The organism is Chryseolinea serpens, assembly GCF_900129725.1.
Lineage (GTDB): Bacteria > Bacteroidota > Bacteroidia > Cytophagales > Cyclobacteriaceae > Chryseolinea > Chryseolinea serpens.
The window spans coordinates 1,323,139-1,347,858 of record NZ_FQWQ01000001.1 but is presented as its reverse complement, the minus strand read 5'-3'; the positions used below and the strand labels follow the sequence as shown (position 1 = coordinate 1,347,858).

The following is a 24,720-nucleotide window of genomic DNA, read 5'->3' as shown; positions in this document are numbered from 1 at the left end:
GAAATCATTTTTTATCTAATGTTTTAAAACCACTGGAGAGGAAACGCAACGGGAACAGACATCCCAGGGTAACGGCCACGTTGTCCAGGGTCAGGTCGTCCATTGCATCGCCCACGCCCGATAGCCGGTCGCTGCTGTACCGGTTCTTGGTGGAAGAGATGTTGCTCATGCCATATTTATAGGATACATCGAAGTTCAGACGCACGTTATTGCCCAGGTTATAGTTCAATCCGACGCCCCCCAGAAGACCCCAATGCGATTTGGCAAACAGATCTTTCGAGCCTACGATGATCGGTTCATTTTTGAATTCGTTGGCCCCCCCGCTGGCCTGATCCACACCACTCACGGTGACAATGGTGGTGGCATCCAACAACAGTGCGGAGTAGATACCCAGTTGCACGTAGGGGCGCAGACGGCCGTGGAGGAAATCGTATTTTACCAGCAAGGGCAGAACGGCATAACTTAGTTTCTGTTCTTGGTGATAGTTTAACGTCACGTTGTGTTCGGGGATGGTATCCATCCAGTTGAATTGATTGCTGTACTCAAACCGGCTACGCTGATAGGTAGGCTGGAAGCTGATCAGGAATCCTTTAAAGTAGAACGATACCTCGAGGGTGGCTTGTGAGCCCATCAGGCTGAAATTTTTGTAGGTCTTGCCGATGCTGGACGCATCATAATTGGTGGGAGAGACCACGGCATAGGTTTTGTCTACCGACACCTTCGACAAGTTGGGACCGGCCTTGAAGCCGAGCCACCATTGCTTCTCTAAAAATTTGTCGTCTTCTTTTGCCTTCTTGTTGTAGGCGGCCGATTTTCGTTTTTTATCGGAACCGGATCGTTTTTTTTCCTGGGCGTTGACGGTAGCGGCTATAAGAAAACATAGCAGCACCAGGTAGCGTCGTTTCATCACGGGTAAGGGTCTTAGGTTTTATTTTATGATCACTAGTTTCTTGGACTCTTTATAAGATCCGGTCTTGAACTGATAAATATAGTGGCCGGTCGGCAAACCGGTGAGCTCCACATCAATTTTATGCTCACCCGGTTCATATACGCCATTCACCATGGCCTTCACCACTTTTCCCTGGTTGTCCATCAGGTCCACATTCACCTGGTTGGTGTTGTTCAATGTAAACGACAGGGACGTTTTGTCCTTGGCGGGATTCGGGTAGCATTCGCCCAGTGAGAAACGGCTGCTGATAAATCCTTCCGTGCCGGTGATGATCTGCTGTGCCAGCGGTAATGCCTGGAAGGTCACACCATCTGTCGTTCCGGTGGAGGTCATCAGGCCGGGGAAGATCTCGTTGAGACGGGTGTCGTCCACCAGCATCCAGTCTTTCATGATGTTCCCATAGACGAGCCGGTAGTCGTATTGCATGTCGACGTTGCCTTTCGACAGGTCCGGCACCTTGCCGACCACCCCAGGCTGGACGCCGCGACCAAAAATAAACAGCGGCCCACCGGTGCCGTGGTCGGTGCCATAGCTGCCGTTGGACTGGATGCGTCGTCCGAATTCTGATGTGGTGACGCTTAGCACCCGCTCTTCCATGCCGCGCGAGCGCAGGTCTTGCTGGAACGCGCTCATGGCCGTTGAGATGTGATACATCAATGCGGCGTGACCGCCCATGGTGGTATCGTATTTTTCAACCTGGTCGGCGTGCGTATCGAAACCGCCTACTTTCACCAGGAATACTTTAGTTTGGCATCCGCCTGCGAGCAATTGGGCAACCAACCTTAATTGTTCCGACAGCGGGTTTTTCAAACTTCCTTTTGGCGCATTGAAAGGGTAGTTTTCCGGATAGGTCACGGAAGTTTTGCCCCCCGCCTCATACACTTCGGCCAAACGCTGTGCATAGTCCTTGGATTTATCTTCCAGGCTCAGGATCCAGTCCAATTCTTTATAATAGGGAGAGCCTTGCAAATATTCGGGAGGCAAACCGCGGGGATCCACTTCTTCGTCGATGAAGCCCTCCAGTTCGCCTACCAGTTTCGCGAATGCTTCAGGGCTGCTGATCGAGATGGAGGTGGGGATGTTTCCCTGCTGGTGGAAAATGAGCGACACGTCGTTACCCATTTCGATGGCCAATGGGTCTTTCATTTCGGCATTGGGAAAATCTTGCGGATATTTCTTGGGAGCAAATTCTCCCTCCAAATAACGTCCAACCCAACCGGATTGGTAGTAGTCATCGGCAGAACCGCCCATGAACCAGATGTCGCGGCCCCGGAAGTGGGAGCCGTTGTTGTTCTTGTAGGATACGCCTTGCACGAAGGTAACGCGTCCTTGGTCATACAAGCCTTTCATCGCCAACATGTCGGGGTGAAGCCCTACTTGAGCGTCTGACGGCAACGTGCTGTCCAGGGGAATGTATTTGCGTAAACTGTTTTTTGCAGGGATGGCGATGTTGGCGCGGCGGGTGTGGTACTCGTCGTATTTTTCAACGGGGATAAGGCAATTCAATCCGTCATTGCCGCCGGCTAATTGAAGAATGATCAGCACGCGGTCGTTGCCGCTGGCCGCTGCCATGCGCGCCAAAGAGCTGCCTTCGCCCAACACACGCAGGGGAACGCCTCCGATCGCGAAGGGTATGCTCATCGCCAACGGAAGCTTCTTTAAAAAGTCTCTTCTCGATTTGTTCATGTCTTTTGTCTTTAGGCAAGTTGATATTCGGGCGACTGCAGCATGCTGTTGAACAGGTATTCCAACTGGTCGCGCAAATCGGGCTCGTTGGCGTTCCAGCGTGTGGTCCAATAGGCTTCGTCAAAAGTTTGCAGGAAGCGTTCCTTGAAATAGTTGAGACGCTTGGCGGTCAGGCCGGAAGTATCATCGGCTGCATCGTCGAAAGTTAAATTGTCTGTCACCGGGAGCAGGTACTTGGCCAGTTCCATGGTGAGCAGTCGTGCATCGGCGGCGATGGCGTCCGGGATGTTGTTCTTTACAAAATCATAGACGTTCACCTTGAACATGCCTTGTTCCATGGTGGTGATCAGCGTGCGGATGAAGTTGTAACGGTTGGCCAACGTGTTCGGCGTGATCCACCAGCGGTGATAGATGGGAAATTGGAAATAGGATTCGTATCCGGCAATATCCGAAGGCTCATAGAATTTCATGGCCTGCGTCGTCACCTGCGTTTCGATCTCGCCGGTGGCCGCATAAAAGTCAGTCGTGGAAACGGTGATGCCGGGTACGGTAATGTCGAAGAAACGCAAGGTAGGGATGATCAGGTCGATGGGCGACTTGATGATGCCTCCGAAGTTGTCGTCGGTTACCGTGCCTGCCGTGGCTTCATAAAAGTGTTGGCTGCGCAACAAGTTCTCGATGACGGGTTGCAGTTTAAAGCCGCCGGCGGCAAACGTATTGGCCATTTCGGCAATGATCGCGCCGTCGATGACGATGCTTTCTTCGGGCGTATGCGGTGCATACACAAAGAAGCGGTAGATCTTCCAGCAAATGTTCTTCGCCGTTTGGGGGCTGGAATAGATCAGATCGATCCACTGACTGATTTCGTCCAGGGCGCTTGCTTCCGTGGGATTGCCGCCGTTCAGCAACGCAGGGTTGGGTTGGACGGTGGCATTTCCAAAATGCACGCTGAATTGTTTTGTGGTGTTGTCGTGCGACGAGGCATTGGTGGGCGAGCCTTTCACTTTGCCCCGGGGCAGGTTGGTGTCCGGATCGAGGTTGGCAAAGTCTTCGTCCACATCCCAGCCTGACAACACTCTGGCTGCGGCCTTCACATCGTCTTCCTTATAAACACCGTAGTCGCCTTGCTCGGTCGTTGGCGGCAGGGTGCCTTCGAGACCGCGGCCGATGGAGTAAAGCTCCAGCAATTCGCGGGCGTAGTTTTCGTTTTCGCTTCCCTTCACGTTCAGGTTGCCGTCCAACACGCGCAACATGGCGTTGTCGACGCTGATCTTCACGGTAAGGTTTTTGAAATTGATAGCGGGGTTACTATTCAAGGCGTCCAGGGCAAACGTTCGGAACAACTGGTTCTGGTAATAGATCGAACGGCTGTTGCTCACCTTCGACATGATGGTGGTGAAATGCGTGTGCAGAAAGTGCACCATCTTTTCACGGGCGCTATAGGCGAGTGAGATCCCCGAGGGCACGCCGGCACTGATCATCTGGCCGATGATCCATTTCCGGAGGAAACTGTCGAGGTCCATGCTGTTGGCATCGGTCACCGGCGTCAGCACCCATACCTGACCCGTTTTGGGGTCGATGGGTAGGGCAGGGTCGGGTAGTGATTGCCGGAAGAGGGAAGTGATGGCTTGTGCAGGGGTCAATGCGGCAAAGACATCGATCTGCTGTTTGGTCGCCCCGAACGTTGCCCGTCGTAACAGATGGGCGGCTCGTTTAATACCCAGGGCGCCGCTAAATTCCGGTAGAGGCATAGTGTTAGTGGTAGAGTGGTTTCAATAGACGGTTAATCTTTCTTTTCTTGTAAAACTATAAAAATCGGGGACGAAGCGCATTAGCCTCCGTTGGTTGTAAATATTCGCCTTTCATTGCGAGTTACCGGCTTTCGGTTGTATGTTTAATCCGGCTTTTTTCCTTCCCCGCTTCCCTAAAAAAATCATAATCGCCTATGAAACTGATCGAATGTCCGCGCGATGCCATGCAAGGCCTGTCCACATTCATACCCACAATGTTGAAAGTTAATTATATTAACCAGTTGCTGAAAGTAGGCTTCGACACAATCGATGCGGGAAGCTTTGTATCGCCAAAAGCGATCCCTCAACTGCACGATACGGCCGACGTATTGAACCGGCTGGATTGGGATGGAGGGGCCTCCAAACTGTTGGTCATCGTCGCCAATACCCGGGGAGCGGAAGACGCGGCAACCTTTGAACGCATTACTTACCTGGGCTTCCCGTTGTCTATGTCCGAAACGTTTCAGCAACGCAACACTAACAAGTCCATTGCCGAAGCCTTACAAACTTTGGAGGCGATCAAGAACATATGCCTGCGGTCGGGGAAAAAATTGGTGACCTACATCAGCATGGGTTTTGGAAATCCTTATGGCGATCCGTATGACGCCGACGGCGTCGCGCAATTTGTGGACCGGTTGATGGTCCTCGGCTCCGATGTCACGTCCCTGGCCGATACGATTGGCGTGTCTACGCCGGCCGCGATCCGGTCCTTGTTCACCACGCTATCGGCGCGCCATCCGCAAGCCGAAATCGGTGTTCATCTTCACTCCACGCCGCAAGCGGCCCGCGAAAAGATCGCAGCCGCCTATGAGGCGGGTTGCCGCCGTTTCGATGGCGCCATCAAAGGCTTTGGCGGATGCCCCATGGCCAACGACGACCTGGTGGGCAACCTGGCCACCGAAACCATCCTGGCCTTTTTGGAAGAAAAGGGCGTGGCCACCGGCATTGATCCAACCCAATTCAACGCCGCATGGAAAATGGCGGACGAAATATTCCCAAAGCATTGAAAATATTACTTCTCGCCGGAGGCCTGACCTTTATCTGTTAACTTTGTTTAAATTCGATATTATGAAGCGTCCCGGTTTTATTCTTTTTGGCTTGTTGCTTTTTTCGATCTTGTCCCATGCACAAAATGCCAAGGACCTCACCCAAAGAGGCCGTGAACTTTATGAAAAACACGAGTTCATGGAATCGCTGCTGAACCTGAACAAGGCCCTCGATATCGACCCCAACTATGCACCGGCATACTTCATCCGCGGCAATATCAAAGACAACTTCGATGATCGCCACGGTGCCATGAAGGACTACAACACCGCCATCGAAAAGAATCCGAAATTTGCCGACGCTTTCTTTGCCCGTGGCAATGTGAAGATGAAGCTCCAGGATTACTACGGCGCCATTGCCGATTTCACATCGGCCATCACCATCAACGAAAACTACATCGAGGCCTACTTCAACCGCGGCAAAGCCAAACAGTTTTTGCAAGCCTATGAAGATGCGATCAACGACTGTTCCAAGATCATCCAGATCAATCCCAAGAACGTGGATGCTTACTATATGCGGGGTATCCTGCGCATCGAGTTCGGCGACATGAAAAACGGCTGTCTCGACCTGAGCAAAGCCGGCGAACTGGGCGATTTGAAAGCCTACGAGGTGATCAAAGAAAAATGCAACCAGAAGGACCAGGGACAATAAGCTATCCCACCAACAACTTGTAGACTTTCCCGGGAAGGGCCGCTACAATGTTCTTCAATTCCAACCCCAATAAAATAGACGCCAGTTTGCCGATTGGCAAGGCTGTCCGCCAACTGATCTCGTCGATGGTGAGTTGGTGGTTGTTTTCCAGGAGCCGCTTCAATACTTCCTGCTCGTCGGCGTCATAGTCCCCGAGGTCGAATTGTATTCTCTTTTTCAGGGGCTTCACACCGGCGCTCCAGTTCATATGATACTCCAGGTCTTTCACGTGGGTGATCAGGTTTGCCTTGTTGGATTTGATCAGGACGTTGCATCCCTCCGAAAAACTTTGGCCCACATTCCCCGGAAAAGCAAATACATCTTTGTTATAACTATTAGCGATTTCGGCCGTGATGAGCGCCCCGCCTTTTTCGGCCGCTTCCACGACAATGAGCGCGTCTGAAAGTCCGGCGATGATGCGGTTGCGGGCAGGAAAATTATGCGCGTCGGGCCGGGTGCCAAAAGGATTTTCGGTGATGAGACCGCCCTTGACTTCCATGCGCCGGGCCGTTTCAATATGAAGCGAAGGGTAGATCACATCAATGCCACTGCCCATGACCCCCACGGTGGGTAGATTGTTTTTCAACGCCTGCCGGTGTGCGTGAATGTCGATGCCATAGGCCAGCCCGCTCACGATGAGGGGTGTGTGAGGCACCAGGGCTGTCACCAGGTCATCCACGCATTGTTTGCCATAGGGTGTGGCCCTTCGGGTGCCGATGATGCCCACCGTTTTGGGGATCTCAAAATCGATGTTGCCACGGGCATAGAGCAACGAGGGTGCATCGTTGATCTGCTTTAGCCTTGATGGATAATTTTTGTCGGTGAAAAAAATGAGTTGCACGTTTTCTTTTTCAGCGCGAACCATCTCGGCTTCCGCGAGCTTGAAGGGATGACCATAGAGGATGCTCTCGGCCGTGACCATGCCCACGCCGGGGATTTTCAAGAGTTTACCACGGGGTGTGCGGAACACTTTTTCAGCGGAGCCACAATAGCTGATCAACTGGCGGACCAGGTGATTTCCGATGCCGGGAATAAAGTGAAGGGCGAGCAATGACAGCCTGTTCTGATCCATGCGGGTAAAAAAATAAGGGAGGATCGAACAAAAGACGGGCGAAGGGTTTTCTTCGCTTGTTTACGACATCGTGATGAAAGAATGAAAGGAAACGATCAATGCAATTTCTCGCGGAGCTCCACCAGGAAGCTGCGAACTTTTTTCAGTGAGTCCATAAACTCCATTTTGTCGCGCACGGCCTGGGTGTCGTTGCGCAGCATCTCTTTGGCACCTTGCAGGGTAAAGCCTTTTTCTTTTACGAGGTGGTAGATCGTCCGGACATGATCAATGTCCTCCTTGGTGAACTGACGATTTCCTTTGCGGTTCTTCTTCGGCTTAATGAGGTCAAACTCCGATTCCCAAAAACGAATGAGTGAGGGAGCCACGCTAAACATTTCTGCAACTTCTCCAATGGAGTAGTAAAGTTTCTCGATTTCCTTTTCCTTATACGCCATGTTATTGAGCAAGGTAAGTAATTAAACCATTCTCGGCAATCTGAATTTTTGATTCCGGGAAATCTTTTTTTGTAAGCTCCTGTATCCTCTTAATTACCTGATTTTGAGGATCAACTTTCACGCCGCCGCCATAAGTTTGATAGGTGGGTGTGATTTTACCCTTGTAAAACTTGCCATGTGCATCGGTATAAAGCTTGATAATGGGGGCGAGGCCATTCACCCCCGATACGCTAATGCCCCGGTAGGTACAAAAGTTACCCATGCTATAGGCAATGAACCGCTCATTATACACCTCAACGGCACGCGTAACATGCGGTCCGTGTCCAAACACCACATCGGCGCCAGCGTCGATCAGGATATGCGAGAACTTATAGACGTCGCCGCGGTCCTCGCCGTGGAAGAGCTCGTGGGTACGGGGCACATTTTGATATTGCGCACCCTCAGCGCCCCCGTGAAATGATACAATCACGATGTCGCAGATCGAATCCAGGTGGGCCACCAATTGTTTGGCGCCTTCCAGGTCGTTCAGGTTCACACAGCCGCTGTTGGGAGCGAAAGCCACGAGGCCGTAGGTGAGGCTGTCTTTGGTGAGCAACACGTATTTCTGAACCACTTGCCCGGCATGTTTGATGTCTTCTGCGTTCAGGGTTTTCATGGTGCTTTGACGGCCTGTTTCGCCAAAATCACCGGCGTGGTTGTTGGCCAGGCTCATCATATCGAACCCGGCGCTCTTCAAATTCTTTACAAACCGGACGGGCGTCCGGAAGACATAACACACTTTGGGATCGCGACAGGTTTTTGGGGTTCCGCCGGTGTCGAGCAGCGTGCCTTCCAGGTTGCCGAAGGTGACATCGGCATCGTTCAGGTATGGCTCCACGTCTTTCATGAGGAACGCACCGTCATCTGGCGGAAGCATGCTTTCCGGGTAGTTTGTGCCCATCATGATGTCGCCCACGCCGACCAGCGTCACGGTGTCTTTCACCACACGGGGTGCGGGTGGTTTGGCCGCAGTGCTATCCACCACCGTGCTGTCAACCACCTGGGCGGTTAGTGCAGTGGAGATCGAAATGAAAATGAACAGGAATAAGGGGCGCATGCGAAAGGGATTTGTAGAACGGAATACAAAGAAACGGAGATTTCATAAAGCTACAAGCAAAAAACGAAAGGAAGCCTCCTGGTTCGTTCAAGAGGCTCATGGACTGTGCATTATTTTATTCGGAAATCAATCCAGCACTTTGGCGTCGGTGCTGCCGGCTTCAATGAGGCGTTCGTACTCTTTGTTGTTCAGATCGCGCTGGAAGAAATTGATGGGATTCACGTGCTGGCCTTTGAACAGCACTTCATAATGCAAATGATCCGAAACCGACGTTCCGGTGTTGCCCACATAGCCGATCACATGGCCGCGCTTCACCACGTCGCCCTCCTTCACAGCGAAGCGGGAGAGATGGGCATAGCGGGTTTCATAGTCGTGCTCGTGGTTGAGGTAGATCACATTGCCATAGGAACTGGAGTAGTGGGCCATGATCACTTTTCCATCGCCCGTGGCGTATACAGGCGTGCCGTTGGCAGCCGAAAAGTCAAGCCCCTTGTGTTCCATGTAGCGATGGTAGATGGGGTGAAAACGCGCCCCATAACTCATGTGTAGCCGTTCCAGTTGTTTGTTGTTGATCGGCTGGATGGCAGGGCGCGATGCCCACATTTCTATGCGTTCGGTGAGAATGGAGTTGAGTTCTTTATAGGATTGCACCTCCACGTCGACTTTACTTCTCAGTTTTTCCAGGATGGCGTAGTCGGAGATCACCGTGGGATAATCCTTCAATCCTTCGGTGCTGAATTTTTCACTACCCCCTACACCGCCTTCGCGGATCTCGGGTGCCAGCGGGCTGGAGTCGAGGATGACGCGATAGTTCTTGTCGTCGCGTTCTACCAGCGTATTCAAGTCGGCGGTGGCCGCCTGAATGCGGTCTTCCAGGATTTGCCACTCTACTTTTAAAGTGATGTTCTTCTTTTTCAGCAACTGTTCTTCCAGTGAATCGAAGTTGCGCGTGTAGCCAAAATAAAAGAGTCCACCCAGGAGGAACGACAATCCGATGAAGATAGCGGCTTGATCTTGCAGCGCTTTTCCTCTCAGATACCAGGGCTCGTATTTACAGGTCTTCGGATTGTATCGGTATTTAACTTTTCCCATTAGTCCAGTGACTGGTTTTGTTTGGAACTTAGTTTCAGCAACTTCATGTGTTGCTCGCTCGACAATCCTTCCATCAGGTAACGTGCAGGGTCAACGGGTTCGCCCTCACGGATCACTTCGTAGTGAAGGTGTGGCGCGGTGGAACCGCCGCTGCTGCCTACGGTGCCGATCACGGTGCCCTTCGAAACGTTTTGTCCGCGCTGCACCTTGATCTCTTCCAAGTGTGCATAACGGGTCACGAAGCCGTGGCCGTGGTCTACGTCAATGTAGTTGCCATAGCCCGCTTGCAGCGTAGTCCGGCTGACCGTGATCACTTTGCCATTCGCGGTGACCGACACTTCCGTGCCGCGCGCAGCTGCAAAGTCAACACCGGGATGTTTATAGTTGCCTTTGTGAAAAGGATTGATGCGTTCGCCAAAGCCCGACACCAACAGATCCAATTGTGTGTTTGCCACGGGTTGCGTGGAGGGTATGGAACCCATGATGTCGAACTGGTCTTTGGTGATGTGGGTGGTGTTGCCAAAAAAGGCATTGCTTTTAGCAGAGGTTTTTTGCAGCGCTTCCGACTTGGACTTCAGGATTTCCATCATGTCCTTGAAACCAGCGGCGTCGGCGAGGAGAATTTTTTCTTTGGTGAGGGTAGAGGCGGAGGTTTCCGATTGGGGCAGGTCGCTGTTGAATACCTTGGTGTAGAGCGCCTTATCGTCTTCTTTCAGGCTCACCAGCGTGGCTTCCACGGTGGTCAGTTGTTCTTCGAGCACGGGTTTGTGTTTTTCAAGCACCTGATTCTCCGCTCGGAGTATTCTTTCAGTCTCTGTTTCGATGAACGAGTCGTGGGCGAAGATCATGGCCCCGCAAAACAGGAGCCCGAGTGTAACCAATCCGGCGACATACCACAAAATCTCCTTCACATCCCAGCGGGCGCGTTCGTATTGGCAGGTTTTCGGATTGTAGTGGTACTTGAAGTTCGACATCAGGTCCGGGAAAACATTAAGCGTTTAAAGGTGATCCAAGCCATAAAAAAATCCCCGATACCTGCTTATTCTCCGTCATATGCGCTTAATTTTGTGGCTTGCCGTATTTTTTTGCGGGCTAAGATAGTAAAAATCGTAACGTTCAAAATTTTTAAACCACACAACAGGTAATGGACTCGGGTTCGATCAGACGTAAGTTTTTAGATTTTTTTGCCTCAAAAGGCCACACTATCGTCCCTTCTGCACCTCTGGTGCTGAAAAACGACCCTACCTTGCTTTTCACCAACTCTGGTATGGTGCAATTCAAGGACTTTTTTCTCGGGAACGCGATTTCGAAGAGCCCGCGCATTGCCGACACCCAGAAGTGCCTGAGAGTGAGCGGAAAACACAACGACCTGGAAGAGGTGGGGATCGATACCTACCACCACACCATGTTCGAAATGCTGGGAAACTGGTCTTTTGGCGACTATTTTAAAAAAGAAGCCATCGAATGGGCCTGGGAACTGTTGACAGTGGAATACAAACTGCCCAAAGACCGGCTCTACGTGAGCGTGTTTGGCGGCGACAAAGACGATAACCTGGCCTTCGACCAGGAGGCATTCGACCTCTGGAAGTCGTTCGTGAGCGAAGACCGCATCATCCAAGGCAGTAAAAAGGATAATTTTTGGGAGATGGCCGATCTCGGGCCTTGTGGACCCTGTTCGGAAATCCACGTCGATTTGCGATCGGATGCCGAAAGAAAAGCCGTGCCCGGCCGGGAGTTGGTCAACAACGACCATCCCCAGGTCATTGAAATATGGAATCTTGTGTTCATGGAATTCGAGCGCTATTGGAATCCCCAAAAGGGAGGCAGCGGCGAAATGTTGAAATTCGACCTCGACTATAAAGGAGCCGACAAGAAAGCCGCCCGCGAAAAGCTGCGCTCCAACCTAACCCTGCTCAAGCCCCTTCCCAACAAGAACGTGGATACGGGTATGGGCTTCGAACGGTTGTGTCGTGCCATCAACTTGGTGAGCTCGAACTACGACACCGATGTTTTTACACCGCTCATCCGTTTCATCTCCGAACAATCGAACATTGCCTACCAGGACACAACGTATCTGACCAACCCACGTCAGGGCAGCAGTGAGAAAACGGATATCGCCATGCGGGTCATCGCCGATCACATTCGCGCGGTGTCGTTTGCCATTGCCGATGGGCAGCTTCCTTCCAACACCGGTGCCGGCTATGTGATCCGCCGCATCCTGAGAAGAGCCGTGCGCTATGGATATTCGTTCTTGAATTTTAAGGAGCCTTTCCTCTATTCGCTGCTACCCGTGTTATCGAATCAATTGAAAGACGTGTTCACGGAATTGGAGGCGCAAAAAGACTATGTCAGCAAAGTGATCTTTGAAGAAGAGAACGCGTTCCTGAGAACACTCGATAAAGGATTGAAACGCATTGAGAGCCTCGAAGGGGAACTTGCGAACAAGACCCTGACCGGCGAACAAGCCTTCGAACTGTACGATACTTTCGGATTCCCGCTCGACCTCACGTCGTTGATCGCACGGGAGAGAGGTTTTTCTGTTGACGAAGATGGCTTCAAGGTAGAGATGGCGAAACAGAAGAGCCGCTCCAAAGCCGACGCTGCAAAAGAGACCGGTGATTGGGTATTGGTAGGCGACGATCAGAAACCCGAGTTCATTGGCTATGACCACCTGGAATCGGAAGTGAACGTGGTGAAGTATCGCAAGATGAAGCAGAAGAATAAAGAGCTTTTTCAATTGGTATTTGACCGCACCCCATTCTATGCTGAAAGTGGCGGACAGGAAGGTGACACGGGATACATCGAAAGCGCGAACGAGAAAATTTTTATTACCGATACAAAAAAAGAAAACGAGCTCATCGTCCATTTTGCCGACAAGCTGCCGGTGAACATGGAGGCTACTTTTCATGCCGTGGTCGACCGTCATAAACGACAGTTGAGCATGGACAACCACTCGGCTACACACTTACTGCACGCCGCGCTGCGCCAGGTGTTGGGCAAGCACGTGGAGCAAAAGGGTTCGTTGGTAAACGACAAAATCCTCCGCTTCGACTTTTCGCACTTTACCGCCATGACACCGGAAGAAATTCGCAAGGTGGAGGACATCGTGAACCGGAAAGTGAGGGAGGACATCGTGCTGGACGAAAGAAGAAACGTGCCCATCGAACAAGCCAAAACCCTGGGGGCCATGGCCTTGTTTGGCGAAAAATATGGTGACTTTGTCCGGGTCATTACCTTTGATCCGAAATTTTCGGTAGAGCTTTGTGGCGGTACGCACGTGTCGTCCACAGGTCAGATCGGGTTGTTCAAGATCGTGTCCGAAAGTTCGGTAGCGGCAGGGGTTCGCCGGATCGAAGCCATCACCGCCGAGGAGGCCGAGCGTTTTGTACGGGAGTCGGTGGATATCCTCGACCAGGTGAAAAGCCTTTTGAAAAATCCGAAGGACCTCATTGCCACGACAAAGAATCTCCTGGACGAAAAGCATGCCCTGGAGAAAAAGCTGGAGGTGTATCAGCAGGAACAGGCCAACCAGTTGAAAGATAAATTGGCGTTGAAAGCCGTAAAGCAAAATGGTTATCACCTCATCCTTGAAAAGGTCTCCGTTCCCACAGCCGATGTGTTGAAAAACATCGCCTATGGCTTGCGCAACCAATTCGACGATCTCTTGTTGGTGTTGGCGGCCGATGTGGATGGCAAACCGCAGGTGGCGGTGATGATCGGCGAGAAGCTGGCTCAGACCAACACTTACCATGCCGGCAACCTCGTGAAGGAATTGGCCAAGGAAATCGACGGCGGTGGGGGAGGTCAACCCTTTTTCGCGACAGCCGGTGGAAAGAACTTAAGCGGATTGGATGCCGTTACTGAAAAAGCACGTAAATTGATAATGAAATAAGACCCTGTTTTTGATACTTGATTTGATCCTCGTTATGCATAGCACATTAAACCTAAATGATAAACGTTATGGAAAACCAGGCGAGGATAGAAGAATTGCTAACAGAGTTACTGAAAAAATTTGAACTGCCCACGAACGAAAGGGATTTGCTGACCACGCGAATCGGCTACTTCGGTACCCGGCTCGATGGACTGACAAAAAAAGTGGACGGTGTCATAACAACGCTAGCGATATTGGCGACCCGGATTGATGAACTCAGCAGCCGGGTCGAAGAGTTAAGAGAGTAGAACCAAGATTTTTGATCCTCATAAAATAACAAGTTGTAAATTTTAAAACTATGTATGTTATGGAGAATCAATCGAGGATTGAAGAATTGCTGGCGGAGTCGCTCAGGAAGTCGGATCGTATTTCGGATCAGATTGAGGGGTTAAACAAGCGTATTGATCATTTGACTGAACGTGTTGACCATTTGACTGAACGTGTTGATTATTTGACGGAACGCGTGGATCATTTGACCGGACAAGTGGACGGGCTGGTCGACAGAATGGATCGCGTTGAGGCTGAGATCGGAAACTTGAAATTGGATGTTAGCGATCTTAAATCTGACGTCAAGGACCTAAATGGGGAAGTGATCAAGCTAAACCTGGTGTCGGCTGAAAATTCACGAGCGCTCATGAAATTGGCAGATAATGCCGAAAGGATCGACCGGTTAGAGAAGGCTGTATTTAAGAAATGAAATGCCAGGCTATAAAGCTTGGATGGTAAAAGAGAAGACATGGATAAGTCAATCAGAGATAAGTATATCGCCGTGATCGGCCTCGAGGTACACGCGCAGTTGCTGACCAAAAGTAAAATCTACAACAGCGACTCGGCAGAATACGGAAGCTTGCCAAACACAAACGTGGGGGTCGTTACCTTGGCACACCCCGGCACCTTGCCGCGGCTGAACAAGACCGTGGTAGAGTATGCCATCAAAATGGGGTTGGCCTGCCACTCCACCATCACGCGATTCAACATCTTCGACCGGAAGAACTATTTCTATCCCGATCTTCCCAAAGGCTATCAGATCACACAAGATCGTACCCCCATTTGCGTGGGCGGCTATGTGACGATCAATACAAAAGAAGGAGAGCGCAACATCGAGCTCCACCGCATCCACATCGAAGAGGATGCCGGCAAGTCCATGCACTTGGCCCTGGAGACCGATACGCTGGTGGATTTTAACCGCGCAGGTGTTCCCCTCATCGAGATCGTGACTCAACCCGACATTAAAACCTCCGACGAGGCTTACGCTTATCTCACGGAAGTCCGCAAACTGGTCCGTTACCTCGACATTTGCGACGGCAACATGGAAGAAGGCTCACTGCGTTGTGACGCCAACATTTCCGTCATGCGGGTGGGGGCAAAAGAGTTCGGAAAGAAAGTGGAGGTAAAGAACATGAACTCCATCCGCAACGTGCAGCGCGCCATCGATCACGAGATCGAACGCCAGATCATTGAAACCGAAAAAGGCAACGTCATCTTCTCGGAGACCCGCACGTTCGATGCCAGCAATGGACTCACGTATAGCATGCGTACGAAAGAAGAGCTGAACGACTATCGCTACTTCCCCGATCCCGACCTCAGCCCGCTCAAAGTTTCGGAAGAATGGCTGGCCAAGATCAAGGCCTCGATGCCCCAACTTCCCCGCGATCTGTACAACAAATACACAAAGGAATTCCACCTCTCCGAATACGATGCCCAGGTGTTGACCGATTCAAAAGACGTGGCGCTCTATTTCGAGGAGGTGTGCAAGCTCACCAAGAACTATAAGGCCGCATCCAACTGGGTGATGGGCCCGGTGAAATCGTATTTGAACGAGCTTACCCTGTCTGCGGATGAATTCCCCATTCCGCCACACGTGCTGGTAGAGCTTATGAACCTGGTGGACGATAATACGATCAGCTTCTCTATAGCCTCACAACGGGTTTTCCCCGAACTATTTAAAAATCCGAACAAGGGGGCGCTGCAGGTGGCACAACAATTGAATGTGATCCAGGACAGCAACCAGGATGCTATACTCCCCATCATCGACGAAGTGATCAAAGAATTTCCGCTGAAGGTGGAAGAATATAAGAAAGGCAAAAAAAACATCGTCAGCATGTTCATGGGCGAGGTGATGAAGCGCAGTAAGGGAAAGGCCGACCCGAAAGTGGCCAATGCATTGATAACTAAAAAACTGGAAGAGGTATGACAACGACCCCCAACGCGATGGACCCCATCGCCGAAAATAAAAACCACCCCGTAAAAAAGGGTGCATCGAACCTCCCGCGGTTGAAGCGGTCGGCATTCTTTTTTCTGCTCTTTGCGATTTCACTCTCCTGCTCGTTCTCTTCGAAGCAGAATGCTGAAGCAAATGCTGTCGCTGGCGACACGTGGACGGTGACCGTGAGCGGTAAGGTGGGCTTCCCCCAGACCGGCCAGATCGTGATCCAGGAAATGAAGAACGGCGGTGGCTGGCAGGATACCATCCAGTTGAAGAGCAACTATACATTCTCCAAAAAGGTACCCCTGTCGCAACCGGGCTATTACAAGATCAGCTTCTATGGCCAGCAATCCATCGACCTGATCCTCTATAAAAGCAATGTCGAAGTGAACGTGGATGGTAATGACCCGAACGGGTTTGCCGAAGTGAAAGGTTCGCCCGAGATCGAGGTGATCCGCAAGACCCAAGGCATCCTGCGCAGTGGCGAATCGTCGCCGGAGATTGCCAAACTGAATGGCGACTTCCAGGTTGCCGTACAGGCGCACGATGAAAAGAAAATGGCGGCCCTCCAGGACACGTATATGCAGCTCATTAAAAAGAGCCGCGACCAGGTGGCCGAACTGCTGCGCAACGAACCGCCCTCTTTGGGCGTGATCAATTTGCTGCAAGGTGGAACGGTGCTCGACAAAGATCAATACTTTGATGTCTATCTCGACGTGGCCAACAAACTGAAAAAAGAATGGCCCAACTACGACCACGCCAAGGCGTTCGTCACCTTGGTGAATACCATGAAGACCATCGCCATTGGTCAACCCGCGCCCGAAATAGCGCTTCCGGATACTACTGGCCAGGTGGTGAAGTTGTCGTCCATGAAAGGTAAATATGTGCTGGTGGATTTCTGGGCAAAATGGTGCGGCCCCTGCCGCCAGGAGAACCCCAACGTGGTACGGGTCTATAACAAGTTTAAAGACAAAGGCTTCACTGTGTTTGGCGTGTCTTTGGACCGCCGCAAAGAAGATTGGATGCGGGCCATCGGAGAAGACAACCTCACCTGGACGCATGTGTCGGATTTGAAATACTGGCAGTCGGAAGCGGCCAAGACTTACAACATCACCGGCATTCCTTTCTCGGTGCTGCTGGATCCCAAGGGCGTGATCATCGCCAAGAATTTGCGCGGACCGGCGTTGGAGAGAAAACTGAACGAAATATTCAACACTCCGAAGTAGGATTAGGATGAGGCACCTTGTTCCCGCCGTCGCGCTTGCCCTCATCGCGGTGGCGTGTACAAAAAAGGGAGAGAAAACGGGGCGTGTCATCACGTTCCAGAATAAGACTTTTCGGGTGGAGTCGCCGGGAGGGTGCAAGACCGACTCGCTGCAATGCGCTTTTTACGAAGTGACCTACCCCGTCTTTACGGGACTGGACACCGCCGTAGCGATCCAACTCAAGCGGGACATCGACGGCACAGTGAGCATGGGCAACCCCGAGGCTGAGGGAAAGGCCATGGAGCAGATCGGTGCAGAGTTTGTCCAGGATTATGAAGATTTCCGAAAGGAATCGCCCGATGTGCCGGGGGGATGGTACTACAAGGGCCATGTGACCGTAGAGACATTGATCGATACTTTGTTGAGCCTGTCCGTCCATGAAGAATATTATGCAGGTGCTGCACATGGCAGCTACGGCGTTTACTACATCAATGTGAATCCCCGGACAGGTGCGGAGTTCACACTAAGCCATCTCCTTCGCCACGGCTACCAGGAGGCGTTACTTAAAGCAGGCGAGAAAGCATTTCGTCACGTGCGCAGCTTGGCCGACACCGCCTCACTAAACGCCAACTATTTTGAATTCGCCGACGACAAGTTTCAGTTGAACCAGAACTACGGTTTTAAGAAAGAGGGGATCGTATTTTATTACAACAATTACGAGATCGCAGCCTTTGCCACGGGCCCTACAGAAATATTAATTCCCTACGAAGAAATAAAGGACTGGTTGAAGTAGACAACCAGTCCTTTTCATGTGATCATCAGAATGAAACAAGCTCCGTTTTAAATCCAACAAACGAAACGGCAAGCTGCCCCGAGGAGACTACTTCCAGGCTGAAATTTCCCTGGCTGTCACTCAAGGTGCCGATTGTAGTGCCCATGACAACAATATTGGTGCCCCGCAGCGGATTTCCGGAAGCATCGGTAACCGTTCCCTTAACAACGCTTTTGCCTTGTTCCTGGACGAGTTTGGTCGACACTTTGAGAGGCTGATCGATGGGCTCGATTTGAGCGGCGTCCTTTGGTATATCTCGCGATACCCGGAATGCGACCGGCAGCACAAATTGTTGACGCACGGCCATGCCATTTTGTTTGCCCGGGTTCCAGGCGGGAAGCATCTGTGCCACGCGAAGCGCCTCTTTGTCAATCACAGGATCCACACCTTTTTTTAGCTCGAAGTCCGATAGCGAACCGTCTTTGTTGACCACGAACGAGATGAATACCGTTCCTTCAATCCCCTTCTTCGCGGCTTCGGCCGGATACTGCAAATTGGAAGAAATGGTCCGGGCGACGACTTCCAGTCCGCCGACCGGGGTAGCTGACTCTTCCACGACGGTATAGATATCGCCATTCTTGGAGTTCTCGCTGATCTGTTCAAATCCGGGCTTGTACTCCACGATCACAAAATTTCTCACAGGCTGGGAAGGTGGGGCAGTGGGCTTCATGACATTTAGAGAGGCGATGGTTTTGTCGCCACTGCGCATCAGTTCTTCCATCACCGGTTTCATGCTTTCCAGTTTGGCCTGCCCGGCGTCGTCCAGTTCGATGATGACAAACTTGGCATTGGGTTTCTCTTTTTGCAATTGATCAAACCTGTCCTGAACCTCTTTGGGGACCTCCAGGGCCACGGTTGATAACTTGGCTATATCAGTGGCTTCGCTGATGACCTGGTCTTGACAGGCCACCATGAAGAAGAAGCCGGCCAGGATCAGTGCAACGGCCGCTACTTTCCACACACGCATTTTCTTTTTGATGGATTTCATCATGATAATTCGTTTTAAGGTGAGTGAATGATTAAAATGATTGGCGAGTTTGAAGTCGGCCGACATCAAGGCAACCTTCGCCAGGAGGTTGCAATATTGGTTCACATCATGATTTTCCACAGCCTCGGCATCGGCCTGGTATTCATGAAGATTGATAAACATCTTTTTATAGAGCAGGAGGAGGGGGTTGAACCAGAAAACGATCCGCAGCCCTTCGAGCAGCAACACATCAACGGAATGAAAATGGTCCGCGTGCACGCTTTCGTGGCGGATGATCAACGCCTTGTCTTCCGCCGTGAGTTCACCGGCATGCCCGATGAAGATGTGGTGGAAAAATGAAAAGGAGGGAAACGCTTCCGGCAGTTCAACAATCCGGTATTTACCAGATTTAGGATTGACATTGGCACGCCGGATATATCGCACCAACTGCCAGCCTTGCACGATCAGCCGCAAGGCAAAGAACACCATACCCGCTAGGTAGACCCAGAAAAGGATCAGCCAAAAATTCAGCGGCGTCACTTCAGTGCTCGCTCGCGGAAGTCCGTCGGTGACCACAATTTCCGGGAGCCAATACGTGGGGATCAATTGGCTGATGGAAGGAATGGCACCCTGCTCGTCGCCGATCTTCAACAGGGGAAACAAGACCGATACGATCAAACTGACCAGCAGATACTTTCGCTTAAAGGAGAAATCGGTTTCCCCGTTCAACAGTAAAATATAGAGGAGCAGGAAGAGTAGCAACCCGAAGTTGGCTTCCAGCAGGTAGTTGATGTAGCCGCTCATGACGTGGTTATTTATTTTTTAATTCATGGAGGATCTTTTCAATCTCCTTGGCATCGAGTTTATTTTCCTTCGCGAAGAAGGACACGAGGTTTTGAAACGATCCGTTGAAATAGCCCTTGAGCAGATTGTTCAAATAGAACTTGGTGTATTTCTCTTTGGTGATCAGCGGAAAGTATTCATGCGTTTTCCCATACGCCTTGTGGTCGACAAAGCCCTTCGTTTCCAGGATGCGCACGATCGTGGAGATGGTGTTGTAGGCGGGCTTGGGTTCCGGCATCTCTTCTACGATGTCTTTCACAAACCCTTTTTCGAGTTTCCACAAAATCTGCATCACCTGATCCTCGGCTTTGGTCAGTTCCTTGATATCTTTCATTGACTATGTATTTAGGTATAAAACTAAAGTCTTAGTTGTGAAATTGCAAAGGTTCGCAGAAATATTTTTTCGTTGCCCGATAAGGCCATTCCGGCGCGTAGACCGCCGCCCAACCTAATTCAACCCAACACGGCCGTGCGGTCTTCGCAAAAGATTTCTTTCTTGTATTTTTAAGGGGACATGCTCAACGGCAACGACTATTTAAAGGAAGTACAGAAGTTCACCACCAGCCAATACTGGAGCACCGGCGTGCGCATCACGGCCGGGGTAATGGTGCCCACACTGATCTTTGCCGAAAACGATTGGCTGATCGCCGGCCTGCCCTTTCTGTGGGGCGCCCTTTTCGCCAGCCTCACCGACGCCCCGGGGCCGATCCACCACCGGCGCAACGGCCTGTTGGCATCCACGGCCCTGAACGCGTTCACAGCACTGGTCACGCTGTTGCTGCGCGAGCATCAGGCACTGTTGCTAATAGAGGTGACGGTGCTTGGCTTTCTCTATTCGCTGTTGGGAGTCTATGGCGCCCGCGCCGGAGCTGTAGGGACGCTGGCCTTGATCATTCTATTATTGAACCTCGTGCCGGGCCACGTGCCGCAGGACAGCTTCTTTGTGGCTGCCCTGATCGCCGCAGGCGGTATCTGGTACACACTGTTCAGTTTGTTGCTCTACCGGCTGCGGCCCTACCGACTGGCCGAGCAAGCCATTGGAGAAATGCTCATCGCCGTGGCCGACTTCATCCGTGCCCGCGGCGCGCTCTATAAAGATGGCGCCGACGTTCGCCGCAGCTTCACGTTGGTGATGGAAGAACAGATCAAGGTGATGAAGAGCCAGGACCAGACCCGCGAACTGCTCTTCAAGACCCGCCAGTTTGTGATGGACGCCAGCCCGAAAAGCCGCAGCCTCATGATGATCTTTCTCGATGCCGTGGATCTTTTCGAGCATTCGATCTCATCGTACCAGGACTATGGTGAGCTTCACAAAAATCTCGATGGCACCGGGCTGCTCAACAAGTTCTATGGCGCTATCCTGCAAGTGGCCGCCGCCATGGAGTACATCGGCATCACCATTCAGCGAGGCGCCACGGTGCGGCGCGAGCTTGACCTGGTTTCTATTACGGGCACGCTGCAGGATGCCCTGCGCGAATACCAGCAAAGCACCGTCGACCCGCAGGTACAGACCAGCCTGCATGCGCTGGAGAAAACACTTTTCAACATTCAAAATATTGTGAACCGCCTGCACCGGCTGGTCATGTACACACGCCTGCAAGTAGAGATCAACAAGACGGACACGGGAAAAGAAAGCGACAGGGCCATCGTGGGACACCCCATCGACTGGCAAACATTTCGCGAGAACCTGACGCTGCAATCCAACGACTTCCGCCATGCGGTGCGGCTCACGCTAGCCATCCTGGTGGGATTCAGTGTGTCCGCCTTTTTGTCGTTGCAACATACCTACTGGGTTTTGTTAACGATCGTCACCATTCTAAAACCGGTGTACACCGTGTCGCGGAAGCGCAACGCGCAGCGCCTGTTGGGGACATTGGGCGGCGCGATCGTGGCGACGGGTATCCTCTTCGTGATCCGGGGCAACACGGCGTTGCTGGTCATTATGATCCTTTGCATGCTGGTGAGCTACAGTTTGCTCCGGCTCAATTATTTTGGGTTTGTGTTGTTCCTCACCATTTATATCGTGATCACGTTTCACTTCCTCTATCCCGTTGACCTCAATACGCTGGTAAAGGAGCGGATGTTGGATACGGTGATCGGGTCCGTCATCGCGGCCATCGCCTCGCGCTATGTTTTGCCCACGTGGGGGCGACAGGAAATTGATAAGAACATGCGCGAAATGCTGTTGGCCAACGAGGCTTTCTTCACCGCCACCTGGCAATTTCTTTTGAACCCCACCTCTTCACGCAGTGCCTACAAGACCGCGCGACAAGAAGCCTTGGTGAACCTCACCAACTTGTCCGACAATTTCCAACGCATCCTGGCCGAACCCAAAACGCTGGACCAGTCCACGCACATCCACCAGTTTGTCATCGCCAACCATATGCTTACGGGTCACATCACTTCGCTGGCAACCGACAAGGCCTTCAATGTCACGGTGAACCGGCAGGAATTGGAAGGGCTAGCGCGTGCTATTGAGAGCGAGTTGGAGCATGCGGCGCGGCTTTCGGAGAAAAAAAATAAATACGATCTTGAAGTGGAGGCCGTGGCGCATAATCCGGTGATGGCTAACCAAGCCTTGAACCCACTCTCCATTATCTATTCGCTGGTGCGCGATATCCGGCAGATCACCGAGAAGGTGAACCGGGAGAACTAATACGAGAGGATTTTCCTCCGTTTATCAATGCAGTTTATTTCGGAGAAGAAGAACCCAGGTGTCGCGTTTCATCCATTGGGCCACCAGGTCGTTGGGAATGGTGGCGGGGAAATCCAGGGCGCCCATCACCACATCGTCGTCGCGATCGTGGTCGAGGTCTGCTATTTCAATGGTGATCCAGCGGCCTTGTGCGGCCAGGCGGGTGACGGAAGGTTTAAAGTCATGACCCGTGTTTTCAAAGTAAACAAAGCTTTGTTCCGGGTGGTGTTGATAGTCGGCAAAGAAGGCGGTGGCCACAATGTCGAGGTCACCGTCTTTGTCGAAGTCGGCGGCTTTGGCCTGGCATGCGCCGTTAAGCGGGTAGAACCAGGATTCTGTGAAACGGTTCGAGCCGTCGTTTAAAAAGATTCGCAGCCCATGATAGGGTTTGAGCGTCACGGAGTAGTCGGCGTTGTCGCCGTTGGCATAGAGGATGTCCATTTTGCCGTCGTGGTTGAAATCCACTACGTCGAAGTAACTCGATCCATACACGGGAGGAAAGCGCAGCAGCGTGATGATGCGAAACCGGAAATTGCCCTGGTTCAGCAGTAGGATGATCCGCTCGTCGCCTTGTGTCATGAGGGCCATCACATCGGGGAGGCCGTTGTTGTCGAAGTCGCGCACCACCACTTTGCGGGCGCCGGGCACATTTTGAAGAATGTGGCGTTTATATTTTCCGCTGTCCAGCGTCTCATAGACGTTTAGCGAGCCGGTATAATTTCCAAAGGAGCAGATCACGAAATCTTTTCTCGCATCCTGGTTCATGTCCACGTGTTCGAGGTAGACGGGCCGTTGCAGGGAATCGATGAGGGTGGTGAAGGTTTGCGTTCCTTCATGCCACTGAGCAACCGAACCCAGCGCCTGGTCATTGGGGTCCATGATGCCCATCTGTACAAGGAGGGGATCTTCTTTTCCAGACAACAACAATTGTGACGGCGGGCTGCTGAGCGGGTGAGAAGCCTTCCATTGAAACTTCGTGTCGAACTCGTGCAACACGGCGCGCCGGTCGCTGATGAAGATGCGATCCTTCACGGTGTCCACCTTCACCATGGTGGTGGTGGGGTGGCCGTTGATGGCAAGGGAAAAAGTGGCCGCATCAAACTGCTGCAACGTATCGGCTATGACCGGAGAGGGTGCGTTGAGCGAATCCGGGGCCATGCGTTGGAAATAATTTTGGATGGACTTCCATTCCTCTTCAGACACCATCGCCGATGCGGGTAGGGAAGGCAGTACATACGGTCGATCGGCCTCCGGGATCTCCACCATCTTTCCAAAATCAACCCCCATGCGCAGGGCCATCTGTGGCAAGACCGTTTCGGCCCACACGTGTTTGGGTAGGAGGGAAGGTTCGGGAAACAGATGACAGCTGCCACAATATTGTCGCGCCAATTGTTCCTCGTGTTGGTTTTGGTTGGTGCACGAAAGGGTGGTGATCCAAACCACGGCTGCGGCCAGGAGTAAGCGGGTGGTGGACTTCACGGGTGGCGCACTTTTACATCGAGTGGGTAAAGCAATAGCTGAGGATGTTGGCCCCCATGCGCAAGGCCTGCGTTCGCTTTTCTTCGGGGTCGTTGTGGATGCGTTGATCTTCCCAGCCGTTGCCCAGGTCGCATTCATAGGAATAGAAAACGACGAGCCGTCCTTCATAGATCAGGCCAAAGCCCTGGGCGGGTTTGCCGTCGTGCTCGTGGATCTTCGGCAGGCCTTTTGGGAAATCGAATTTCTGATGATAGATGGGGTGGTCGAATGGCAGCTCGATGAGCTCCAGTTCGGGGAACACTTTTTTCAATTCCAGGCGTATGAATTTGTCGAGTCCGTAGTTGTCGTCGATGTGCAGGAAGCCTCCTGCCGTAAGGTACTTGCGCAGGTTGGCGGCTTCGGCATCCGAGAACACCACGTTGCCGTGGCCGGTCATGTAGATGTAGGGATAAAGAAAAATATCGCGGCTGCCCACTTCGACATCGTCTTCTTCAGGGTCGAGCAGGGTACCGATCTCGGTATTGGAAAACTTGATCAGATTGGGTAATGCCGTCTTGTTCGCATACCAGTCGCCACCCCCGTTGTATTTTAGTTTGGCCACTTTCATGCGCAATTGGGCCTGAACGCCAAAAGTGCCCAGGGAAACAAGAAACAGGAGCGCAAATCTTACACGGGTTGTTACCATGGCGTGGTTTTAATGATCCAAAGG

Annotated in this window: 21 protein-coding genes; 9 read left to right on the top strand and 12 right to left on the bottom strand. The window is 51.9% G+C overall.

All coding sequences use genetic code 11. The annotated features are described in order from the left end of the window. Positions 1–4: 4 nt before the first annotated feature. Genes BUB30_RS05290 through BUB30_RS05280 form a run of 3 tightly spaced genes read right to left on the bottom strand, consistent with a single transcriptional unit; the run spans position 5 to position 4,386 of the window. The gene (locus BUB30_RS05290; protein ID WP_073131730.1) at positions 5–907 is read right to left on the bottom strand and encodes a porin family protein; all 903 of its coding nucleotides are present in this window, start codon (positions 905–907) and stop codon (positions 5–7) included. 21 nt (positions 908–928) lie between these two features. Beyond that, positions 929–2,635 (bottom strand): DUF1501 domain-containing protein, encoded by a 1,707-nt coding sequence (locus tag BUB30_RS05285; protein WP_073131728.1) that lies wholly within the window; start codon positions 2,633–2,635, stop codon positions 929–931. Between the two features lie 11 nt (positions 2,636–2,646). Next, entirely contained in the window at positions 2,647–4,386 is a 1,740-nt protein-coding gene (locus tag BUB30_RS05280) for a DUF1800 domain-containing protein (protein WP_073131726.1), read from the bottom strand. A 194-nt stretch (positions 4,387–4,580) separates the two neighbouring features. Between BUB30_RS05280 and BUB30_RS05275 the strand changes: the two genes are divergently transcribed. After that, on the top strand, positions 4,581–5,432 hold the full coding sequence (locus BUB30_RS05275; RefSeq protein ID WP_073131724.1) for a hydroxymethylglutaryl-CoA lyase: 852 nt from the start codon (positions 4,581–4,583) through the stop codon (positions 5,430–5,432). Positions 5,433–5,493: 61 nt separating this feature from the next. Then, on the top strand, positions 5,494–6,120 hold the full coding sequence (locus tag BUB30_RS05270; protein WP_073131723.1) for a tetratricopeptide repeat protein: 627 nt from the start codon (positions 5,494–5,496) through the stop codon (positions 6,118–6,120). 1 nt (position 6,121) lies between these two features. On the opposite strand, the gene dprA is transcribed toward BUB30_RS05270, so the two are convergent. From dprA to BUB30_RS05245, 5 genes are all read right to left on the bottom strand, one after another. Next, positions 6,122–7,231, bottom strand: a complete 1,110-nt coding sequence (dprA, locus tag BUB30_RS05265) for a DNA-processing protein DprA (protein ID WP_073131721.1) — start codon at positions 7,229–7,231, stop codon at positions 6,122–6,124. A 95-nt stretch (positions 7,232–7,326) separates the two neighbouring features. Further along, positions 7,327–7,665, bottom strand: a complete 339-nt coding sequence (locus BUB30_RS05260; RefSeq protein WP_073131720.1) for a MerR family transcriptional regulator — start codon at positions 7,663–7,665, stop codon at positions 7,327–7,329. A 1-nt stretch (position 7,666) separates the two neighbouring features. Further along, the gene (locus tag BUB30_RS05255) at positions 7,667–8,761 is read right to left on the bottom strand and encodes a CapA family protein (protein WP_073131718.1); all 1,095 of its coding nucleotides are present in this window, start codon (positions 8,759–8,761) and stop codon (positions 7,667–7,669) included. 126 nt (positions 8,762–8,887) lie between these two features. Then, positions 8,888–9,853, bottom strand: coding sequence for a M23 family metallopeptidase (locus tag BUB30_RS05250; protein WP_073131716.1), 966 nt, complete (start codon positions 9,851–9,853; stop codon positions 8,888–8,890). Continuing rightward, complete coding sequence (locus tag BUB30_RS05245; protein ID WP_073131714.1) at positions 9,853–10,827, bottom strand: M23 family metallopeptidase; 975 nt, start codon at positions 10,825–10,827, stop codon at positions 9,853–9,855. The genes BUB30_RS05250 and BUB30_RS05245 overlap by 1 nt, the downstream gene beginning before the upstream one ends. 170 nt (positions 10,828–10,997) lie before the next feature. Between BUB30_RS05245 and alaS the strand changes: the two genes are divergently transcribed. Genes alaS through BUB30_RS05215 form a run of 6 tightly spaced genes read left to right on the top strand, consistent with a single transcriptional unit; the run spans position 10,998 to position 17,988 of the window. Next, complete coding sequence (alaS, locus tag BUB30_RS05240; protein ID WP_073131712.1) at positions 10,998–13,745, top strand: alanine--tRNA ligase; 2,748 nt, start codon at positions 10,998–11,000, stop codon at positions 13,743–13,745. 56 nt (positions 13,746–13,801) lie between these two features. Continuing rightward, a complete protein-coding gene (locus BUB30_RS05235) occupies positions 13,802–14,032 on the top strand; it encodes a hypothetical protein (protein ID WP_073131710.1) in 231 nt (76 codons plus the stop codon). A gap of 59 nt (positions 14,033–14,091) precedes the next feature. Next, positions 14,092–14,481 carry a hypothetical protein gene (locus tag BUB30_RS05230; RefSeq protein ID WP_143164769.1) on the top strand — a complete coding sequence of 130 codons (390 nt, stop codon included), beginning with the start codon at positions 14,092–14,094 and terminating at the stop codon, positions 14,479–14,481. Between the two features lie 39 nt (positions 14,482–14,520). After that, on the top strand, positions 14,521–15,978 hold the full coding sequence (gene gatB, locus BUB30_RS05225) for an Asp-tRNA(Asn)/Glu-tRNA(Gln) amidotransferase subunit GatB (RefSeq protein WP_073134809.1): 1,458 nt from the start codon (positions 14,521–14,523) through the stop codon (positions 15,976–15,978). Beyond that, positions 15,975–17,216 (top strand): TlpA disulfide reductase family protein, encoded by a 1,242-nt coding sequence (locus tag BUB30_RS05220; RefSeq protein ID WP_084137912.1) that lies wholly within the window; start codon positions 15,975–15,977, stop codon positions 17,214–17,216. Before gatB ends, BUB30_RS05220 begins: the two co-directional genes overlap by 4 nt. A 7-nt stretch (positions 17,217–17,223) precedes the next feature. Beyond that, positions 17,224–17,988 (top strand): DUF3298 and DUF4163 domain-containing protein, encoded by a 765-nt coding sequence (locus BUB30_RS05215; RefSeq protein ID WP_073131707.1) that lies wholly within the window; start codon positions 17,224–17,226, stop codon positions 17,986–17,988. Positions 17,989–18,013: 25 nt separating this feature from the next. Here the strand turns inward: BUB30_RS05215 and BUB30_RS05210 are convergent, their stop codons facing one another. Together BUB30_RS05210 and BUB30_RS05205 are read right to left on the bottom strand one after the other, a co-directional pair. Continuing rightward, on the bottom strand, positions 18,014–19,798 hold the full coding sequence (locus tag BUB30_RS05210) for a M56 family metallopeptidase (protein ID WP_073131705.1): 1,785 nt from the start codon (positions 19,796–19,798) through the stop codon (positions 18,014–18,016). A 7-nt stretch (positions 19,799–19,805) separates the two neighbouring features. Continuing rightward, positions 19,806–20,162, bottom strand: coding sequence for a BlaI/MecI/CopY family transcriptional regulator (locus BUB30_RS05205; RefSeq protein ID WP_073134805.1), 357 nt, complete (start codon positions 20,160–20,162; stop codon positions 19,806–19,808). 189 nt (positions 20,163–20,351) lie between these two features. On the opposite strand from BUB30_RS05205, the gene BUB30_RS05200 reads away from it, so the two are divergent. After that, complete coding sequence (locus tag BUB30_RS05200) at positions 20,352–22,493, top strand: FUSC family protein (RefSeq protein WP_073131703.1); 2,142 nt, start codon at positions 20,352–20,354, stop codon at positions 22,491–22,493. Positions 22,494–22,517: 24 nt separating this feature from the next. Here the strand turns inward: BUB30_RS05200 and BUB30_RS05195 are convergent, their stop codons facing one another. Both BUB30_RS05195 and BUB30_RS05190 read right to left on the bottom strand, forming a co-directional pair. Then, positions 22,518–24,011 (bottom strand): FG-GAP-like repeat-containing protein, encoded by a 1,494-nt coding sequence (locus BUB30_RS05195; RefSeq protein ID WP_073131701.1) that lies wholly within the window; start codon positions 24,009–24,011, stop codon positions 22,518–22,520. Between the two features lie 13 nt (positions 24,012–24,024). After that, complete coding sequence (locus tag BUB30_RS05190) at positions 24,025–24,696, bottom strand: DUF4159 domain-containing protein (RefSeq protein WP_073131699.1); 672 nt, start codon at positions 24,694–24,696, stop codon at positions 24,025–24,027. Positions 24,697–24,720 lie beyond the last annotated feature (24 nt).

Bases quoted from the DNA above. Each gene is read 5' to 3' on its own strand.
- BUB30_RS05290 (WP_073131730.1), bottom strand. From the start codon at position 907: ATGAAACGACGCTACCTGGTGCTGCTATGTTTTCTTATAGCCGCTACC.
- BUB30_RS05285 (WP_073131728.1), bottom strand. From the start codon at position 2,635: ATGAACAAATCGAGAAGAGACTTTTTAAAGAAGCTTCCGTTGGCGATG.
- BUB30_RS05280 (WP_073131726.1), bottom strand. From the start codon at position 4,386: ATGCCTCTACCGGAATTTAGCGGCGCCCTGGGTATTAAACGAGCCGCC.
- BUB30_RS05275 (WP_073131724.1), top strand. From the start codon at position 4,581: ATGAAACTGATCGAATGTCCGCGCGATGCCATGCAAGGCCTGTCCACA.
- BUB30_RS05270 (WP_073131723.1), top strand. From the start codon at position 5,494: ATGAAGCGTCCCGGTTTTATTCTTTTTGGCTTGTTGCTTTTTTCGATC.
- dprA (WP_073131721.1), bottom strand. From the start codon at position 7,231: ATGGATCAGAACAGGCTGTCATTGCTCGCCCTTCACTTTATTCCCGGC.
- BUB30_RS05260 (WP_073131720.1), bottom strand. From the start codon at position 7,665: ATGGCGTATAAGGAAAAGGAAATCGAGAAACTTTACTACTCCATTGGA.
- BUB30_RS05255 (WP_073131718.1), bottom strand. From the start codon at position 8,761: ATGCGCCCCTTATTCCTGTTCATTTTCATTTCGATCTCCACTGCACTA.
- BUB30_RS05250 (WP_073131716.1), bottom strand. From the start codon at position 9,853: ATGGGAAAAGTTAAATACCGATACAATCCGAAGACCTGTAAATACGAG.
- BUB30_RS05245 (WP_073131714.1), bottom strand. From the start codon at position 10,827: ATGTCGAACTTCAAGTACCACTACAATCCGAAAACCTGCCAATACGAA.
- alaS (WP_073131712.1), top strand. From the start codon at position 10,998: ATGGACTCGGGTTCGATCAGACGTAAGTTTTTAGATTTTTTTGCCTCA.
- BUB30_RS05235 (WP_073131710.1), top strand. From the start codon at position 13,802: ATGATAAACGTTATGGAAAACCAGGCGAGGATAGAAGAATTGCTAACA.
- BUB30_RS05230 (WP_143164769.1), top strand. From the start codon at position 14,092: ATGGAGAATCAATCGAGGATTGAAGAATTGCTGGCGGAGTCGCTCAGG.
- gatB (WP_073134809.1), top strand. From the start codon at position 14,521: ATGGATAAGTCAATCAGAGATAAGTATATCGCCGTGATCGGCCTCGAG.
- BUB30_RS05220 (WP_084137912.1), top strand. From the start codon at position 15,975: ATGACAACGACCCCCAACGCGATGGACCCCATCGCCGAAAATAAAAAC.
- BUB30_RS05215 (WP_073131707.1), top strand. From the start codon at position 17,224: ATGAGGCACCTTGTTCCCGCCGTCGCGCTTGCCCTCATCGCGGTGGCG.
- BUB30_RS05210 (WP_073131705.1), bottom strand. From the start codon at position 19,798: ATGAGCGGCTACATCAACTACCTGCTGGAAGCCAACTTCGGGTTGCTA.
- BUB30_RS05200 (WP_073131703.1), top strand. From the start codon at position 20,352: ATGCTCAACGGCAACGACTATTTAAAGGAAGTACAGAAGTTCACCACC.
- BUB30_RS05190 (WP_073131699.1), bottom strand. From the start codon at position 24,696: ATGGTAACAACCCGTGTAAGATTTGCGCTCCTGTTTCTTGTTTCCCTG.